General features: G+C 43.5%; 16 protein-coding genes. 10 read left to right on the plus strand and 6 right to left on the minus strand.

The window, feature by feature from the left end:
* The first annotated feature begins 28 nt into the window (after positions 1–28).
* Both AC6UDD_RS05175 and AC6UDD_RS05180 read left to right on the plus strand, forming a co-directional pair.
* Positions 29–1,342 carry an NCS2 family permease gene (locus AC6UDD_RS05175; protein WP_500719345.1) on the plus strand — a complete coding sequence of 438 codons (1,314 nt, stop codon included), beginning with the start codon at positions 29–31 and terminating at the stop codon, positions 1,340–1,342.
* Positions 1,343–1,528: 186 nt separating this feature from the next.
* Positions 1,529–2,953, plus strand: a complete 1,425-nt coding sequence (locus AC6UDD_RS05180; RefSeq protein WP_500696202.1) for an NAD-dependent succinate-semialdehyde dehydrogenase — start codon at positions 1,529–1,531, stop codon at positions 2,951–2,953.
* Positions 2,954–3,039: 86 nt separating this feature from the next.
* Here AC6UDD_RS05180 and cls read toward each other — a convergent pair whose 3' ends face one another.
* Entirely contained in the window at positions 3,040–4,512 is a 1,473-nt protein-coding gene (gene cls, locus AC6UDD_RS05185; RefSeq protein ID WP_500719347.1) for a cardiolipin synthase, read from the minus strand.
* Between the two features lie 119 nt (positions 4,513–4,631).
* On the opposite strand from cls, the gene AC6UDD_RS05190 reads away from it, so the two are divergent.
* The 4 genes from AC6UDD_RS05190 (at position 4,632) to AC6UDD_RS05205 (ending at position 7,648) form a co-directional block, all read left to right on the plus strand.
* Positions 4,632–4,790, plus strand: a complete 159-nt coding sequence (locus AC6UDD_RS05190) for a hypothetical protein (protein ID WP_500694255.1) — start codon at positions 4,632–4,634, stop codon at positions 4,788–4,790.
* Between the two features lie 433 nt (positions 4,791–5,223).
* Positions 5,224–6,099 carry an ATP-binding cassette domain-containing protein gene (locus AC6UDD_RS05195; protein ID WP_500719349.1) on the plus strand — a complete coding sequence of 292 codons (876 nt, stop codon included), beginning with the start codon at positions 5,224–5,226 and terminating at the stop codon, positions 6,097–6,099.
* On the plus strand, positions 6,096–6,845 hold the full coding sequence (locus AC6UDD_RS05200) for an ABC transporter permease (protein WP_500719351.1): 750 nt from the start codon (positions 6,096–6,098) through the stop codon (positions 6,843–6,845). The genes AC6UDD_RS05195 and AC6UDD_RS05200 overlap by 4 nt, the downstream gene beginning before the upstream one ends.
* A complete protein-coding gene (locus tag AC6UDD_RS05205) occupies positions 6,842–7,648 on the plus strand; it encodes an alpha/beta hydrolase family protein (protein WP_500719353.1) in 807 nt (268 codons plus the stop codon). Before AC6UDD_RS05200 ends, AC6UDD_RS05205 begins: the two co-directional genes overlap by 4 nt.
* A gap of 215 nt (positions 7,649–7,863) precedes the next feature.
* Here AC6UDD_RS05205 and AC6UDD_RS05210 read toward each other — a convergent pair whose 3' ends face one another.
* The 4 genes from AC6UDD_RS05210 to lepB all read right to left on the minus strand — a co-directional run bounded on the left by AC6UDD_RS05210 (position 7,864) and on the right by lepB (position 12,311).
* Positions 7,864–8,862, minus strand: coding sequence for an ADP-ribosylglycohydrolase family protein (locus tag AC6UDD_RS05210; RefSeq protein ID WP_500719355.1), 999 nt, complete (start codon positions 8,860–8,862; stop codon positions 7,864–7,866).
* 285 nt (positions 8,863–9,147) lie between these two features.
* Positions 9,148–10,473 (minus strand): C1 family peptidase, encoded by a 1,326-nt coding sequence (locus tag AC6UDD_RS05215; protein ID WP_500719357.1) that lies wholly within the window; start codon positions 10,471–10,473, stop codon positions 9,148–9,150.
* Between the two features lie 76 nt (positions 10,474–10,549).
* Entirely contained in the window at positions 10,550–11,644 is a 1,095-nt protein-coding gene (locus AC6UDD_RS05220) for a hypothetical protein (RefSeq protein WP_500719359.1), read from the minus strand.
* 64 nt (positions 11,645–11,708) lie between these two features.
* Positions 11,709–12,311, minus strand: a complete 603-nt coding sequence (lepB, locus tag AC6UDD_RS05225) for a signal peptidase I (protein WP_500719361.1) — start codon at positions 12,309–12,311, stop codon at positions 11,709–11,711.
* 162 nt (positions 12,312–12,473) lie between these two features.
* Here lepB and AC6UDD_RS05230 point away from each other — a divergent pair, with 162 nt between their 5' ends.
* The 3 genes from AC6UDD_RS05230 (at position 12,474) to AC6UDD_RS05240 (ending at position 14,934) form a co-directional block, all read left to right on the plus strand.
* The gene (locus AC6UDD_RS05230) at positions 12,474–13,661 is read left to right on the plus strand and encodes a multidrug effflux MFS transporter (RefSeq protein WP_500719364.1); all 1,188 of its coding nucleotides are present in this window, start codon (positions 12,474–12,476) and stop codon (positions 13,659–13,661) included.
* 152 nt (positions 13,662–13,813) lie between these two features.
* A complete protein-coding gene (locus tag AC6UDD_RS05235; protein ID WP_500719366.1) occupies positions 13,814–14,329 on the plus strand; it encodes a hypothetical protein in 516 nt (171 codons plus the stop codon).
* Between the two features lie 11 nt (positions 14,330–14,340).
* Positions 14,341–14,934 carry a cadmium resistance transporter gene (locus AC6UDD_RS05240; RefSeq protein ID WP_500719368.1) on the plus strand — a complete coding sequence of 198 codons (594 nt, stop codon included), beginning with the start codon at positions 14,341–14,343 and terminating at the stop codon, positions 14,932–14,934.
* Between the two features lie 18 nt (positions 14,935–14,952).
* On the opposite strand, the gene AC6UDD_RS05245 is transcribed toward AC6UDD_RS05240, so the two are convergent.
* On the minus strand, positions 14,953–15,864 hold the full coding sequence (locus tag AC6UDD_RS05245; protein ID WP_500719370.1) for an alpha/beta hydrolase fold domain-containing protein: 912 nt from the start codon (positions 15,862–15,864) through the stop codon (positions 14,953–14,955).
* Between the two features lie 262 nt (positions 15,865–16,126).
* On the opposite strand from AC6UDD_RS05245, the gene AC6UDD_RS05250 reads away from it, so the two are divergent.
* Complete coding sequence (locus tag AC6UDD_RS05250; RefSeq protein ID WP_500719623.1) at positions 16,127–18,901, plus strand: cation-translocating P-type ATPase; 2,775 nt, start codon at positions 16,127–16,129, stop codon at positions 18,899–18,901.
* Positions 18,902–18,909 lie beyond the last annotated feature (8 nt).

The following is an 18,909-nucleotide window of genomic DNA, read 5'->3' on the forward strand; positions in this document are numbered from 1 at the left end:
GAATATTAATTTGATAGGAGTTGTGGAAATGGCTAATCGAATTGCCTCGTTTTTTCACTTTCAGGAATTGGGAACTAACTTTACCCGTGAAACGGTTGCGGGAGTTACGACCTTTGTTTCCATGGTGTACATTTTATTCGTAAACCCGAACGTTTTGGGTGCCGCAGGGATGGATAAAGGTGCCGTTTTTACCGCAACGGCCCTCGCCTCTGCCTTTGGCTGTTTCCTAATGGGAATCATCGCGAACTACCCATTTGCATTATCCGCCAGTCTAGGGCTCAACGCCTTCTTTGCGTACTCCGTATGTATTGGGATGAAGATTCCATGGCAAACCGCACTGGCCGGGGTGTTTGTCGCTTCGATTCTTTTCGTCATCTTGACCTTGCTCAAGTTGCGTGAAAAGATCATCGACTCCATCCCGTCCGACCTCAAATCGGCCATTGCCGGTGGTATTGGCCTGTTCATCGCCTTTTTAGGATTGAACAATGGTGGCCTCGTGGTTGCCAACAAGTCCACTTTGGTTGGCCTCGGTTCGTTCAGTAATCCCCTTACTTTACTGACAGTCGCCGGTTTAGTCATCACTTTGTTCTTGATGGCCGCTAACGTCCCAGCTTCAATCTTCATTGGGATGGTTGCTTCAGCCGTGATTGGAGTCCTTTTCGGATTAATCAAAATGCCCACTGGAATCGTCTCGTCGGTTCCAAGCATTAAGTCCACTTTCCTAGTTGGACTGTTCAACATTGACAAAATCAACACGCCGCAACTAATCGTTGTCGTGCTGACGTTCCTTTTGGTAACCTTCTTTGATACCGCCGGAACGTTAGTTGGATTAGCCGAACAGGCTGGCTACATGAAAAACAACAAGATTCCCCGCATTGGCCGGGCTTTAGGTGCCGACTCGGTTACCATGCTGGTTGGTTCACTTCTTGGAACTTCCCCAATGGGTGCCTACGTTGAATCATCAGCCGGCATTGCGGTTGGTGGCCGTTCTGGTTTTACCGTCATTGTGACCGGAATTTTGTTTTTGTTAGCAATGTTCTTCTCACCACTCTTGACCGTCATTACTAGTCAGGTGACCGCTCCGGCACTGATTATCGTTGGAATCTTAATGGCTAAATCGCTTGGAAACATTCACTGGAATAAGTTCGAGATTGCGGCCCCAGCGTTTCTCATTGCGATTGGAATGCCGCTGACGTACAGTATTTCAGATGGAATTGCACTTGGTTTCATCGCCTATCCGATTACCATGATTGCCGCTAAACGTGGTAAGGAAGTCGGTTGGATGATGTATTCGTTAGCAATTATCTTCTTAGTCTTCTTGTGGATCTTAAACGTAAAATAACAAAAATAGATAATCACGATTGGTGCCTTCGGGAGCCAATCTTTTTTTAACAATTAAGCCAATTTCATTGTAACCGCTTCCGAATGGATTATACTCAAGGTGAGATCTGAGTTAGCTAACTGATTCTCATAGTTATTTGGTCACTAAAGTTTAATTCACGTTTATTTATAATAAGGGAGAATTACTATGGCATATGAGACTGTAAATCCATTTAACAATGAAACAATTAAGACTTATCCAAACGCTACCGACGCAGAGTTAGAGCAAGTGCTTAAAACTGACGAAGCGCTTTATCAAAAAACAAAAAAACAAGACATTAAAAAACGAGCCAAAATTCTACACAACGTTGCTAAGGCTTTGCGTGACAACAAGGATGATTTAGCTAAAACCGCTACGATCGAAATGGGCAAGTTGTTCCGTGAATCTCAAGGTGAAGTTGAGCTTTGTGCCATTATCGCGGATTGGTTCGCCGACCACAGTGAAGAATTACTTCAACCAAAGGCCATCTCGTCAATTGTAACTGGCGAGGCCGAGGTTCACTACCACGCCCTTGGGACGTTAGTCATGGTTGAACCATGGAACTTCCCTTACTACCAGATCATGCGAGTCTTCGCTCCCAACTTCATGGTTGGTAACCCAATGATTCTAAAGGATGCCTCAAACATCCCAGACTCAGCTCAATCATTTGCGGACGTCATCAGAAAGGCTGGGGCACCAAAGGGCGCTTTGACTAACATGTTCCTATCATACGATCAGGTCACAAAAGCCATCGAAGACAAGCGGGTCCAAGGCGTTGCCTTAACCGGATCCGAACGAGGTGGCTCATCCGTTGCTGAAGCGGCAGGTAAGAACCTCAAGAAAAACTCAATGGAACTCGGTGGAATGGACCCATTCCTGATCCTAGATGACGCTGACTTAGACAAGGCGGAAGACATTGCTTGGCGGGTTCGTCTCTATAACGACGGTCAGGTCTGCTGTTCTGACAAACGTTTCATCGTCATGGACAACGTCTACGACAAGTTTGTTGAGAAATTAAAGGAAGACTTCAGTAAGGTTAAAATGGGCGATCCAATGGACCCATCAACAACGCTTGCGCCAATGAATTCCAAGAAGGCTAAGGACAAACTTCAATCCCAAGTTGATGCCACCATTAAAGCCGGTGCTAAGGTGGTCTATGGCAATGAACCAGTTGATCTCCCAGGTCAATTCTTCATGCCAACCATTCTTACCGACATCGACAAGTCCAACCCTGGTTACACCACTGAATTCTTTGGTCCGGTTGCTTCGGTCTACAAGGCTCACAGCGAACAAGAAGCCATTGACCTCGCAAACGACAACCCTTATGGACTAGGTGGAATCGTCTTCTCTGGTGATCCCCAACACGGCGCCAAGGTTGCCGACCAGATTGAAACCGGGATGGTCTTCGTCAATAACTTCCTCGCTTCCCTTCCAGCATTACCATTCGGTGGTGTGAAAGGCTCTGGCTACGGGAGAGAAATGAGTGACATTGGTCAAATGGCCTTCGTCAATCAACAATTGATCGTTACCGCTCAAGAACCAGATATGCATAACCTGGCAGGTGCACTGGTCGCCACTGACCCAGAAAAATAAAACCAAACAAAAATGAACATCATTGATGTCCATTCCCCTATACAAGAAGACACTAGACGAAATTGTCTAGTGTCTTCTTGTTATTTTTATAGAATTGGTGACAACAAACGACTAAAGTGTTGCTTGAAGTTTAACCACCATGATTCTGATTCAAACATCTTCGTTGTCTGCAGGGTACTGTTCTTCAAGTCCTCTTCAAAGACCGCTCCCATTCGTTTTCCAAATTCTTCATCATAAGTAAACGAATTAATCTCGAAGTTTAACTTGAAACTACGGTAATCCATGTTGGCGGATCCGACCGAGACAATCTTGTCGTCGACCACCACCGTCTTGGCGTGCATGAACCCGTTGTTATAGTAGTAAACCTTAACCCCCAACTTGGTTAACTGACGCGCATAGTACTGGGTGGCACGATATACGAACGGATGATCTGGCATGTCTGGCACGATGATTTGGACGTCAACACCCGACATGGATGCAATCTTTAAAGCGTCTAAGACCGATGGGTCGGGAATCAGATATGGCGTGGTAATCTGGACCTTGTGTTTGGCCATCTCAATCATCTTGATGTAGCCAATCTTGATCTGTTCCATACTGGTATCAGGACCACTGGAAACAATCTGCATCACTGCTTCCCCATCCGTGTGAATGACCGGATAGTACTTCTTGATCATTTCGGGATTGTTAGGATTAATCTGCAGGTTACCATCAGTGGCGTTCCAATCTAAGATGAACTGAGATTGCAGTCCATAAATGGCATTCCCGTGGATTCGAATCGAACAGTCCTGCCAATTACCAAACTTCTTGCTCCAACCCATGTACTGGTCTCCAATGTTGAAACCACCAACATAAGCGTGCTGACCGTCAATTACCAAGATTTTGTGGTGATCCCGAAAGTTAACCCGGAAGTCAAAGAAATTAGAATGGGTGTGTAGAAATGGGTAAGCATGACCACCCGCTTCAAACAGCGGTTTAAAGAACTTCTGCGTGGTTCCCATCGAACCCCATGAATCATAGATGACCCGGACGTCAACGCCCTCTTTGGCCTTCTCAACCAATGCAGCTAGGACCTTTTTCCCAATTTTATCAGCATAAAAAGTGTAGAATTCAAGGTTAATGGAACTTTTAGCGTTCTTAATGTCGGAGAACATCTGATCCATCAACTTGTCGCCATTAGTGAAAACGTCGATTTTGTTGTTGTCATAAAGCGGGGACGTATCAGAATTCATAAACATGCGAACCATGTTAGCTGACTCCCACGCAATCTGTTTCGACTTCGTGTCAGCATCCTTTGGTTTTTTAAGCATTGCCTTTTCTTCACTGAGTTCATGTCTCACGTGTTTTTTCACGCTACCCTTTAACCGGAAGAACTTACTCTTAGGTAGTTTTCTTCCAAAGAAAGCGTAGATAATGAAGCCTAGTAATGGTAAAAATACCAGTACTAAAAGCCATGCCCACGTTGCAGCGATGTCTCGGGGTTGCCTGAACACGGTAATAATCGCAAAAATCGCATTACCGATGACGATAATGTGCCAAATTAACATCCAATCAATTGCCATTGTAGATCCTCCTAGGTTTTATACCTCCATAATACATAATTTTAAAAGACTTTGCTTACTTTTTTGCTAACGATGGATTAAAATAATATGTACTTCGCATGAAATAGCAGGTGATGAAAATGAATTCTTACTTTGTTCTTGGACTGCATGGTGTGCACAGTTTTTCGATTCTTCATCGATTAGTCAACGCCTTGATTGCCAATCCGCAGGTCGCAACCGTGGTTTTTGCCGCCATAGTCATCGCAATCTTAGTCTATCAATTGTTTTTGAAAAAATAAAAAGTGTTCCGTTGTTAGTGATTTTTGCTCACGACGAAACACTTTTTATTTTTTGTTCATTTATATCGATAATGATGATTAATTGTACTCTGAACGCGTTGATTGATGATTAATAAGAATGCCAAACTGGAGAAAAGCAGTATCAGCATTGGAAAGTAATCAATGGGGAGACTTACGAGTACCAAAGATAACGATCCAAATATCATAAATTCAACGACGTACAATCCAATTTTCAAAAACCACTTCATCCTACTCTCCCACCTGTCTTTACTGCTTGTGTAACAATTATTGGTGCAAATTATACAAGCAAAATAAACCGGTGTCTACCGCTTGGTAGCGGTGTTTTGTAATTTTAACCCGCTGTTAAATGGTTTGTAATAGTGTATAATGTCACAAAGCAATTAATCCAGAACTTCATGAGGAGCTCATACATATGAAAACAATCTTAAAAATTAACGATCTGCGAGTTAATCTATCTGGCAGGAATATTATTGATTTCAAGGACCACGTTATTACCATTAACTCTAAAGACATGGTGGCCCTCTTAGGCGAGAACGGAGCCGGCAAAACCACCCTCATCAACACCATTCTAGGACAAAATCCCATTAAATCAGGAAGTATTCAAAAAGAGTTCTCTGATAAAAACGTTGGAATTGTCTTTCAGGACAATGATTACAGCGACCTTATTAAGGTTAAAGAATTCATTCAATTAGTATTTCCAAAATGGAAAAACCAAGACATTTCCCAATTTTTAACCACCTATAAATTAAATAAGCTTTCTAATTCACTTATCAAAAACCTCTCGGGCGGCGAAAAGCAACGTCTGACTTTGGGCTTGGTTCTAGCCCAAAATCGCCAAATTTATTTCTTGGATGAAATGACGTCTGGGTTAGACGCACAGAAGCGAAGCGATTTACTTACAATTATGAGAGAAAAAACCAATCAACAGACCGTCATAAATGTAACTCACTACTTTGAAGAAATTAACGATTGGGCTAACAAATTTATCATAATGAAAAAGGGTCAATTATTATTTTTTGGTACTCGTGAGGAGCTCTTTCAAAACTACCCACACATCGGGTGTTTCAAAATAATCGCTTCGTCACTTTCACCACAGATTAAGTCCCTTACTTCAAAATTTCGTACTTTCACGTTTGGCAATCAAGAATACATTTATTGTCAAAACGACGAACAAAAAGACCGGTTAACACAGGAACTAAAACAAAATCAAATTAGTGCCACATTTATGCTTCCGAGTGTAATGACCTGTTACATTCCACTTCAAAATGAAGGGAGAACTATCTCATGAAAAAACTATGGATTATTTTAAAAATGCAACTGAGAATCCCAATCTCAATCTTCTTCACTCTCATTTTCCCCATCATCATGATGGTAATTATGATGGCCTCGTACAAAAACTTTCCGATTGGTAACGGATATCACTTTATTGATAAATACTTCTTGATCACTACTGGAATCGGAGTAGCTGCCCTAACTGTTATTAGTTTCCCGGAATGGATTGGCAGAAGCATTGAACGCAAGGTTTATAAACGACTATACTTTTTTGGCATCAGCGTTAAAAAATATATTTTCAATGAAATTATTTCGTATTTTCTCCTGTCGCTTTTAAGTATTGGCATCAATATCTTAGTTGCTAAACTATTCTTTAATTTAAAAATTCCCAGTTGGCCCTATGTGGTGTCATTGATTATTCAAGATGAATATTGCGTACTCGTTTTTCTCTTTGTTGGGGCATTAATCGCCTTTATAGTACGAAATCCCAACGTGATTTTCCCACTTGGAATGACCATTTTATTTATAATATACATGTTCTCGGGAGTCTTCATGAGTTTTGACCAACTACCGAAGAACTTCCAGACTATCGGTAATTTAATTCCCTGGAAATACACCATGAATAACTTCTACGATATTTGGACCGGCTCTAAATTAATTGATTGGAAGTTTATCCAAGTAACCACTATTTGGTTAATAGTCACCTTACTGGCATTAGTTATCACAACTTGGTTACTGAAAAAAAGAGGTAAATTACTGTGAAACAAACGTCCATCAAAACTGAAAATGGAACATTTACGTGTTTTACTAACAGTATTTTTAATAAAAATAAGCCTACCATCTTGTTTTTTGCCGCCGTGGGAATCAACAGTGCATATCTAGACTTCTATCACGTTTTTACATTCATTGACACCGAAAAATATAATATTATCAGTATTGATATGCTCGGAGCTGGATTTAGTGATAATCCTGTTCACAAAACCCGCTCACTCATAAATATTGAAGACGAATTAGTTGAACTAGTTAATACCTTAAACCTCAAGAAATACCTGATAGTTTCCCATAGTTTCAATGCCATTTACTGGTTATCAATTCTTTCTAAACATGAACTCAACCCAAATGGATTCATTGGCATCGACCCAACTGCACCGAAAATGATGTTAAATTATCAAGACGAGTTAAAAGAAAACTTAGAAGAAGCTAAAAGTAGTCACATCAATGGTGAAATTGACACCGATATCAATCCTAATTTACCCAATGATGTAAAGGAAACTGCCAAGAAGTTATACCAAAACATTTCTGGAAATCAATTTGAAATTAGTGAATTAGAAGAATCCTTTCCTACCATTAATGAAACTAAAAGTTTGAGAATGCCTTCAAATATTCCTACTTTATCAATCATTTCCACACTAAACCTAAATGATTACGTTAAATATGGAAATCCTTATTTTAATAACAACGAGAATTCCGTGGCAGTCGTCATGAATGGTCACCATTTCTTACAATGGCTTCGACCAAAAGAGGTTGCCACTCAAATTAACGGGTTTACTGGTATCATCTTGTGACAAAAAAATAACCGCCTTAATTATGCCACTCTAGCGGTTATTCATTAGAATATAACGTTGCCACACGGGCAATTATGAAGACAGCTGAACTAAATCCAGCTGTCTTTTTTGCAACTAAAAATTGTCATACGGAAGTGATTTACAGCGCACCTGCATCCTGACTAACTACTTTTGCGGCCAAATCATTTCTTAAAGTAATTGATTAATCACTTTCTTTAATCTTTAAAACTACTAATCGCATCTGCCAATTTGTTGATGTCATGTTGCGGATTTTTGATATCGATAATTTCTTTCCATTCTTCGGGAATGTTTTTTGCTCCAATCTTTGCTCCACATATTGCGGTTGCCATGGCTCCAATTGTATCCGTATCGCCACCGAGATTAGCACAAAGAAGGGCACACTTTTTAACGTCACGAGTAAAGTACGCAATTGCCACTGCTGATGGAATACTCTCCGATGCCATCGTTCCACTTCCAACGGTGTCATAAATGGTACGACTAAAACTTTCTTCGTCACCTTTATACTTTTTTGCTAAGAACAATCCCACCCGCAGACGATCCTTATTTTTAGCGGCCCAAGTCGGAGCTCCTAAACCAAGGGCACGATCATTTGCCTCGATTGCAAATTCAACCACCTTGTCCCAGTCGTAGCCTTTAACGGCAACACACACTGCTCCCGCAATCATCGCCGCTCCACTTAGCGTCACATCACTTGAGTGTGTAATTTTGGTAACGGAAACCACCATTTTAACTAGGTCATCGAGTTCATCGGGTTCAAAAAGCGTTCCGATTGGTGCAATCCGCATTCCACAGCCGTTGGTCAACGCTTCCTTAGTGACAGCAGTAGGACTTCTCCCCTTCCTTATTAAGCTGAGGGCTGCCTTACTACTCGGACCTAAAACATCATGATTCCACGCATCAACGGCATCAGCCCAGGCAATAATATGTTTTACTAAGATTTGTGAATCCGGCACCCAATTATTTTCAATTAGGCCATCCAAAATGGCAAAGGCTTGGTTAGTATCGTCAGTGTACTCGCCGGCCTTAAAGTTTCTGGCAATTTCATTTTCGTAGGAACCATCCAAAAAAGTTGTAATTCTCTCATGAAACACTTCCTGAATTTTGGAAGCCGGCCAAAGCTCACTCGGCATCCCCATCGCGTCACCAATGGCTTGACCATACAGGGTGCCTAAAATTTTATCCTTATCTCGCAATTTTTTCTCCTCTTAGATTTCTGAAAGTATAAACTCAAATTAAATTCATCTTAATAATTAATATTATTTTATTAAATTTAATCATAGGATGATTTAATTTAAATACAACTTTTTTGTCTGCTAAAACAAGGCTCTATAAAAGCTAATCTGGCAGTGTTTAATGGACTTCCTTAATTTTCAGATTGCTTTCGATCTTCATTTTAGCGTGTAACAGCTCATTATCATACGGAATAAAATAAGCCATAAAAAAACACCCTCCACAACGGAAGGGTGTTAAATCAATTTTTATTGTAATGAGTCCCATGGATCCAACTTGATTGGAGCCTTCTTCAGAACCTCTTTTTGGGTGTGCTTTAAATAACTCTTCTTAACAACCACTTCGTAAACGAAATCCTGCATCCATTCGTCGGTCATCGCGAAGTAACCATCGTCTCCGACCTTCTTGCCCCAGCTGTTTTCAACTTTCCACTTCGTTGGCACGTCGTTGATTAGATCAACACCGGTCAACGTCATAGCGTGGGAAACTTCAGCTTCGTGGTACTTGAGGCGTTCAGCCTTGGTCATGGTCATATCAACCCCGAATAGGGCGGATTGATGATAGAGTTTACTGTCTAAGTAGCCCTTTTGCCGACTCATCTGATGCAGTACGTCATTGCCAAACCAAACGGTCTCACCATCTTTAAGTTGCTTAATGGCGGCTTCCTTCAGTTCGTCCATTGGGGCGTTCAAAAACTCAATTGGCATGCCACCCTCAACGTTGTTCTGACTTGGGAGTGAGTACATCTCATCCATTTTCTTGTCAGGTGAATTGGTTAAAACGACATAATCGCTTAAGTCAACGCCGATGTACTTGTCGTAAAACTGTTTGGGAGTCAAACCTTGATCCAAATGATATTTCTTATCATCATCCCGATATTCAAGGTCAAAGGTCTTTGGTGGAACGCCAAATGAATATGCGGTCATTCGGTAGACCTCTGTCATCATCTTCTGTTTCATTTGGTTGATATCGTCGTCTGAGGCATCAGAATTAACCAAGTCTCTGAGGACCATCCCGTCGTGACGTAACTTTCGATCCATCACCTCATCGTAGTCGGTGGTGTCATCGGTAACGGCGGTTTCTGGAAAGGCCTCTTTGGGCATAACACCGTACTTTTGAACCAGTGCCGCCGCCATAGCCCATTGGCCACCGTCTTCACCCGGCATGCTCAAGTAAAAGTCAACGTCCCGGTCACTCGTTGGGCGATCGGCCAGTGCAATCATGCGGTCGTAAAACATGTTAGCTCGTTCAATCTTATCCCAGAAGAACAGGTAGTTCTGGGATAACTCAAAATCTTTCTTGTTGTATTTGACCGCAAACTTATGTCTCAAGGTATTTAACAATGAGAATAGCCAGCATCGTCCACTATGTTTCTGATTAGAAACGGTGCCCGTATCAATGTCAATTGAGAAGGTGCGGTTCAGACGTACCGCTGTCTTAGGGTCCTCTGAAGCTTTATCAATCCCATTGGTCATGATGGCCCGTGAAATCACTTCATTTTTAGGTTGCACTTCCAGATCGGCCTGCATTTGATCAACGTCGTCTGGTGTAATTGGATGATTAAATTCCGTCATTATCTTCGTCCTTTCTTTCGATTAATTAGTTAATTGTAATTCTAAGTCTCAACTAATCGTTTTACAAGCGAAGGGACTAAAAATTAGGATTCGTCATCCGCATCAACTCGGGACCACGGTTTACCAGCAACATGCCCTTCCCGTTTTCAAACGACAGTCCCTCAAATTCACGGTGACCATCGGTAATAATCGTCCGGATGTCGCTGGTCTTTAAGTGGCCTAACTTATTGACCGGAATCCGCATGATGCCACCATCAGAAACGAGGTACAGGTTATTATTCTTATCATTGTACGATAGTGACTGGGGAACAATCCCAGGAGCGTGTCTGATTAACTGCGGAATTAGTTTAAACTTAGCTCCCCGCTCGTTAATCTGGCCGCGATAAATCTTGACGGCCCCTCTTGGAGCGATACCGTGATGAGTGATGCTGTAAAAGTAAGCCTGACCGGCTTTATCGAAGGCGAGGACCATCCCCATCGGAACCTTACCCGGAATGGTCGACTGAACCCGTGCTCTAACTTTTTGTTCCGGCTTTAAGGTGTCCATGTTCAGGCGCTGAACAACCGGTTTGAACCCATTCTGTTTGATAAACCACATCTGTTTATTCTTAGGGTTATAGGCCATCGACTGCCCGTGCCCCGTATGAAAGACGGGTCCAACCTTGATGGCGGATAACTCGGTCTTACTGTGACGAAACTTTCCCATGTAGCCCGGCAGGTCAAATCCCAGTTCGTTTAGTTTTTTTAAATCATAACGCACCACGAATCCCGTGTTGGAACCACCGTAGAAGGTGTACATAATGTAAGCGTATTGCCCATGAAGCACCACGCTTTGTGGGTTACGCATCAACCGGTGATTGCGGTCGTTCAAGCGCGCATATTTACTGGTATAAGTAGGTAAAAAGTACTGGGTGATAAAGTCAGAACGGCCTTCACCCCGAATCGTATGTAAAGTGTTTGGATAGTTCTCATCAGGTTTGTAGGCTGATTCGTATGGATAATAACCCCGTGAGTAATCCTTGTTGTTAACTACCTGATATGCGTGTGCTTGTTTTGATGATTGGGTCTCATTTTGATTTGATTTCATAAACCCTAAAATGTAAAAAATGACGACCACGCCAACAAATATTAAGCATCCCACAAATAAAAGTCTCTTCATCAATCCTTTCATAAAATCCTCCAAAAATTAATTTAAATAAAAAGCTCATCATATTTATGATGAGCTTTTTATTGATTTAATATCCTAATTCATTAATATTATACCGCTTTTGCTTGGTGGTACTCCATGGGAAGGTCTTGACAACTCCCACGACCTTCTTCTTTGGAACAAAGCCCCAGTAACGACTGTCATTTGAGACGCTCCGGTGGTCACCTAGAACGAAGTACTCTCCCTTTGGGACCTTAACGGCCCCTTTATTCTTAGGCCAGTTCTTGGATAGACTGGTAAGATCCCAGTCGCCAGGCATCCGGTTGTAGTAGGTTCCCTGTTGCTGCTGACTCTTACTGATGTAATCCTGGTTAACCTTCTTGTTGTTAACGTAGATACTGCCACCCTTAAAGGCAACGGTGTCACCGGGAAGTCCAATTACCCGCTTAACGTAGTCGGTGTTCGGTGCAGCGGTTGGATCCTCTCCCGCCGCATTGAACACGACGACACTTCGATGCTTAATCTTCGCCTGTCTGAAGACCATGATTCGTTCTCCATTTTCAAGGTTCGGTTGCATCGATGGTCCGTCAACCTTGGCCAGCGTAAATAGATATTGTCTGATTATTAAGGCTAGGATCAACCCAATCACAATCGGTATGACCCAACTCATGATGCTCTTAAAAAATTTCATTTCAGATTCTCCTCAATCATTATGTATAATTTTATTCTATCACTAATGATTTGTCACGGGACGAACTCCATCCCGAAAATTTCCTTTATATATTTAGTAAGTATACCTTATAATAGCAATTAGTGCGTCATTGATCGCAAATTTTTTACTAGGGATGAAAAAATGGAAACAAAGAAAAGTCACGTCATTTGGTTAGCGGTCCTCCTTGGGATCGTGAGCGCAACTGGCCCACTATCGATGGACCTATATATGCCAGCGCTCCCACAGATGATGGCAACGTTTCACACCAACGCCTCCATGATGCAGCTAAGCATCACGGCCTGTCTGATTGGACTGGCAGTTGGTCAGGTCATCATCGGCCCCTTAAGTGACCATTATGGTAGAAAACCACTACTAATCATCGGTTTCTTGCTATTTAGTGTCTCATCTGCGATGATTGCGTTCATTCCCAACGTCTACGCGCTCATCAGTTTGCGACTGGTTCAGGGAATCGCCGGGGCAACCGGTCAAGTCATTTCTAGAGCCGTTGCTCGTGACATGTTTTCTGGGAAAATCCTGACCCGTTTTTATTCACTATTGACCGCCGTCAATGGCATCTTCCCCATCATTGCCCCCATCTTCGGTGGATTAATTATCAAAATTACCGACTGGCAGGGAATCTTCCTCATCTTAGGGGTGATTGGAATCGTCATCGTTTTCATGTGCCTCTTTGGCATTCCCGAAACCTTGAAGCCCGAAAACCGCAGCACCGGTTCTCTTTTTCAATCCGAAGTGCAGATGTTTTACCTACTAAAGGATCCCAAGTTTCTCCGGCTTGTGCTTGCAACCGGACTGGTCTACGGGTCACTATTTAGCTACATCTCTTCCTCTTCCTTTGTCTTTCAGAGTCAGTTCCACATGTCAGTCACGGACTTCAGCTTCTTGTACGCCGTAAATGGCGTTGCCATTGGGATCGGAAGCGCCTTGCCTGGTCGCTTGGTAATGAAGACCGACTCCATTACCCTTTTAAAACGATTCATTAAGGCCACCATCGTCACTAGTTTCATCCTGATCCTCAGTGCCATCTGGTTTAAAAACCTGTTAGTGGTTATCATCCTAGTCTTCATCATTCTCCTCTTTATCGGTGCCATGCTGACGTTGTCCACGACCGTAGTTATGAACGCTGCCAGTAAGAACGCCGGGAGTGCCTCCGCTCTCGTGGGCCTGACGCAAAACGCCATGGGCGGAATTGTTTCGCCACTCGTTGGTATCATGGGTGAAAATACGTATCTGCCGATGGGACTCATTATCTTAATTGCCATGATTCTGATTAACTTATTGTTGGTCAAACCAAAAACTGTGAGAAAATAAAGTTAATAATTAATTTTTTCTGCAGGTTTTCTTCATGTTTTCTGCAGGTTTTTAGCACCCTTAAGTACACAAAGACTATCAAATCAACGTTTTTGTCTTATCTTTTCTGCAGGTTTTCTGCAGATCTATTCTATCAGTAAGGAGACCCATCCATGCTCACCACCAAAAACAAACGTTTCGACTCCTTCTCACTCGTAGTTGGACTCTACTTTTTATTTGTTGCGTTCCTCCTGTTTATCCGACCGCTTGGTTCTTTAATTACCATTATGGCGCTTGGAACCCTACTTGCCGGAATTTACCGTTACGTCTTGTACTATGAGTTGTCCAACTATTTCAACGTGATTAATAAGACCCTGATCATAACGGGAACGATTGAACTTGTAATCAGCATCATCTTGTTCTTTCATCAATTCTTGAACTTTCACGTGGTCTTGCTCTTAATATTTGCTTGGATCATCGTGGATTCCCTCACCGAACTTTTAACGGTCAAATTCATTCCTAAGGTTCGGAAGTGGTACCACACAGTCGTGATTGGCCTCGGGATTTTGGGCATCATCGTTTCAGTTGCCCTCACCATTCTGTCGTTTGTCTCCACCTCAGAAATGGTCATCTTATTGGCCTTGTTCTTCATCGCAGACGGCATCGTCATTGCCGTTCGAGCATTTTAAGGAGTGAACCAATGATCGAAATTATTTTCAGCTCAATCGTGGCTTATTTTTCAACCAATCTAGATTACCTGCTCGTCTTGGTTCTCCTATTAGGAGCATACAGGAGCCCCAAACTGGTTCTAACCGGTGATTTAATTGGAACCGTGGGACTAACCCTATTGCCAATGATCATTGCGCGGATCCTCGGAGCCGTTCCCCAGATGTGGATTCTCGGTCTTCTTGGCATTTTTCCCATTTTATTCGGAATTAAGGAGCTATTTCCACCCAAATCCCACTCTAGTAGTGATATCAGTACCAGTAATGGATCGAAATTCAAAACCGTGATGAAAGTCGTGGCAATCACCATCACCGCGTGTGGTGCTGATAACGTCGCCGTCTTCATCCCCATCTTCATCCGAAAGACTAATCTAGAATTACTGGTAGCCCTAATTACCATGCTCATCATGGCGGTCATCTTTTTCTTCTGCGCCATCTTAATCGAGGACAATAAACCGATTAAAAATCTGTTAGGAAAGTACGGTCGTTACCTGTCATCATTCGTGTACATTCTTCTAGGAATCTCCGTTTTAGTTCAAAATGGAACGATTGCCCACTTCTTTCACTAATTAAACAAAAAATGCATCCTAATTGGATGCATTTTTCTTTTGTTTCATAACTCGTTTCATGAACTGGTCCTTCTGGTCAAACACGGTCTCATTCATGAAACCACTCGGACCATGGGGAACGCCGTCAACAATGTGAACCTCAACGTTCGCTTTGCCAATGAACTTGATGAGTTCCGCTGCCATGTTAATCGTCTGAACGTACGGAACAACGCGGTCACCGGTTCCCGCGTACAGAAGTGCCGGAACCATGGCTTCATTTAGGTACGTCACCGGATTGGCCTCGGCAACTAGGTCAGGAACGTCAATCGGTCGGTGAAATCCCAGCATCGCGCCCTCAAACGAATCGGCGTCACCGGTCTCATAAAAGTTAGGCCTTTGCCCAAGCGCTTCAAACTCTGGCTTTAAAAGGTCCATTTCGTACAATCCGTACGAAGAAATCACGCCATCAACCTGACTCGAGTAGTCAAAGTTACTACCAAAATCACTTTCAAGGTGCCCACTGGCTTCAGAAGCTGCCAGTAACATCGCTAACTGAGCCCCTGATGATTCACCCATCATGAAAACTGCGTTACTATCGAAGTGATAACTATCAGCGTGAGCTTTCACGAAGCGCACCACCGCTTTTAATTCGTAGATTGCGGTGGGAAATGGTTTCATGTAACTAAGTGAGTAATTGGGACTGACAACCGCGTAACCGCGCTTTAACAATTCCAAAGCACCGTTCAATTTAAAGGAACTCTTCTGTCCGAAGTACATCCCGCCGCCATGCACATCAATGATGACCGGATAACGGTCGCGCTTTTCATTTGGCAGGTAAACGTCAAGCTTGTGTCGTTCTCCATCCGCATAGGCCACATCGATGAACTTGCGGTCCACGAAGTCAGAATCGGCTGGGGAAAATTTATGTTCACGTTCAATGAATTTAACCATTTTAAGACTCCTTTGAAGTAGTTAATTTTATGATAATTCAAAAGCAGAAGGCCGGCAATTATTCCTACTTAATCGTGATTGTTCAACCCTCATTCAAGTTAAATTAATTTATTTTACGAAAGTCAGTTTTTTCTATTGCTTTTTTAAAAAAAGAGGCTAAAATCAGTCCACGGTTGTTTAGAAGCACATTCTAAACGATATTTGGAAAAAGGGGTGAGAAACATTGGATAACAAAATTCTAACTGACGATGATTACGCCAAAATGCCATTGTCAGATCTCACTAGCACGTTAGACACATCGAGCACCAAGGGTCTAACTACCAGCGAAGTTAAACAAAAGTTACAAGCAAACGGAGCCAACGTCATCAAGAAGGGTAAGCAGGAACCGGTTTTAATCGCCTTCCTCAAAAACTTCACTTCACTAATGGCCATGCTGCTGTGGGTCAGTGGTGTGATTGCCATTCTGGCGGGCACCGTCGACCTTGGAATCGCAATCTGGGCGGTCAACATTATTAATGGACTCTTCTCATTTTGGGAGGAACACGCGGCTAAAAAAGCCACGGACGCCCTGAGTAATCTACTACCAACCTACGTCAACGTCATCAGAAACGGGAAATCAATTCAGATCAACGCCGAGGGAATAGTCCCCGGCGACCTCCTGCAACTGCAAGCCGGCAACGCCATCCCAGTTGACGGAGTCGTGGTCCACTCTTCGTCACTTCAGGTCGACGAATCCGCTTTAACCGGTGAATCACTTCCAGTTGACAAGAACCCGAAGTACCAACACGGCGACGGCAAGTTTGCCATCAGTAACGTGGTCTACGCCGGAACCGTCGTTACCAACGGAACGGCGACCGTTTTAGCCGTTAAGACCGGGATGAACACCGAATTCGGTAAGATTGCCAGCCTGACGCAAAACCAGAAGAAGACGGACTCCCCACTTACTAAGGAACTAAACCGTCTCACTCGTCAAATCTCGATTATCGCCTTTGCGATTGGGATTACGTTCTTTATCCTTGCCATCTACTTCGTTCATTACCCACTTACCAAGTCGTTTATCTTCGCACTGGGAATGATTGTAGCCTTCATTCCAGAAGGACTCCTTCCGACCGTCACGTTATCTCTAGCCCACGGTACTCAGGTCATGGCCAAACGCCACGCCCTTTTAAAGGACTTAGACAGCGTTGAAACCTTGGGTGAAACGAACGTCATTTGTTCTGATAAGACCGGAACGTTGACCCAAAATCAGATGACGGTCAACCACGTCTGGCTTCCAGACAAGGAGTATACCGTTACCGGAACCGGGTACTTCAACAACGGCAAAATCCAGTTCAATGGACAAGACGTTGATCTTGCTCACGAACCGGACTTGGACCTCCTGTTAAAGATTGCCCTGTTAAATAACGACACGGCCATTAAGTACGACCCAGACAACAAGAAAGCTCCGTCAATTTTGGGAACTCCAACCGAAGCCGGACTGAACATCTTGACCGACAAGGCTGGTTTAAACCGTGACGCTGCGGCAAAACAAACGCCAAGACTAAAAGAACTCCCATTTGACGCCAATCGACGCCGGATGACCACGATTCAAAAAGCGTCGTCAGATGGAAATAACGTCATTTACACTAAGGGTGGTCTTGATAACATCCTTTCAATCTGTGACAAAATCCTGGTAAACGGCCAAGTTCGTCCCATCACTACCGCCGATAAACAAAAGATTAACCAGGCGAACGCCGACTACGCCAAACAGGGACTCCGTTCATTAGCCTTTGCCTACCGCGATGATGATACCGACGATCCGAAACAAGCCATGATTGATAACACCGAAAAGAATCTCGTGTTCGTCGGTTTAGCAGTCATGTCCGATCCGCCACGAGAGGAAATCTTTGACGCGGTTAAGAAGTGTCACAGCGCCGATATTCGCATCATCATGGTCACTGGAGACAGTTCTTTGACCGCCAAGAGTGTGGCCGTCCAAATCGGCATTACCTCTAACAAGGCGCGCGTCATTACTGGAGAAGAACTAACCAAGATGTCAGACGATCAACTTCAAGAGGCCGTCAAGGGTGAAGTCATCTTTGCCAGGGTGGCCCCAGAAGACAAGTATCGTATCGTCTCCATGTGTCAAAAGAACGGTGACGTGGTTGCCGCCACTGGTGACGGTGTCAACGATGCTCCGGCATTAAAGAAGGCCAACATCGGGATCGCCATGGGAGTTAACGGAACCGACGTCGCTAAAGACGCCGCCGACATGATTTTAACTGACGACAACTTTGCCTCCATCGTTTCCGCCATTGAAGAGGGTCGGACCGTCTACAGCAACATCCAGAAGTTCCTGCTCTATATCTTGAACAGTAATATGGCCGAAGCCTTTCCATCAATCCTGTTCCTAATCTCAAACGGTGCCATTCCACTCCCACTGACGGTTATGGAAATCCTAACCGTTGACCTGGGGACTGACCTCCTGCCAGCGCTGGGACTTGGGACCGAAAAGAGTGAACCAGGAATCATGAAACGGCCACCACGTTCAAGAAGCTCACACCTCCTAAACAAGGGCATCATTGCCAAGGCGTTTGGTTGGTACGGACTGTTCGCGTCAATCTTGTCGACCGGCGGCTACTTCTTTGCCAACTACCAACACGGTTGGCCCAAGATTCCGCTAGCTGGCAGTGGGACGTTCTACGCCGAAGCTACCACCATGACCCTAGCTGCCATCGGCTTCTGTCAAATCGCTGCCGTTCTGAACTGTCGAACCGAATCGACTTCCCTATTTAAGATTGGAATCTTTAGTAACCACCGCATCATGTGGGGGATTGCCTTTCAGATTGTCCTAATCACCCTTCTAATCTACGTTCCGTTCTTACAAAGTGTCTTTGGAACCGCCGCAATTGGTGTCAGTGACTGGATCTATTTGATTGCCATCCCAATCCCACTGGTTCTAATCGATGAGGTCAGAAAGTACTTCGTAAGACGACACGTTCACAACAAGTTCAACCAACACATGTCTCATCTCCAAAAACTAGAAAAAGCCCTATAAAATTAAAA

The sequence above is a fragment of the Fructilactobacillus sp. X2R1C3 genome (assembly GCF_059901425.1).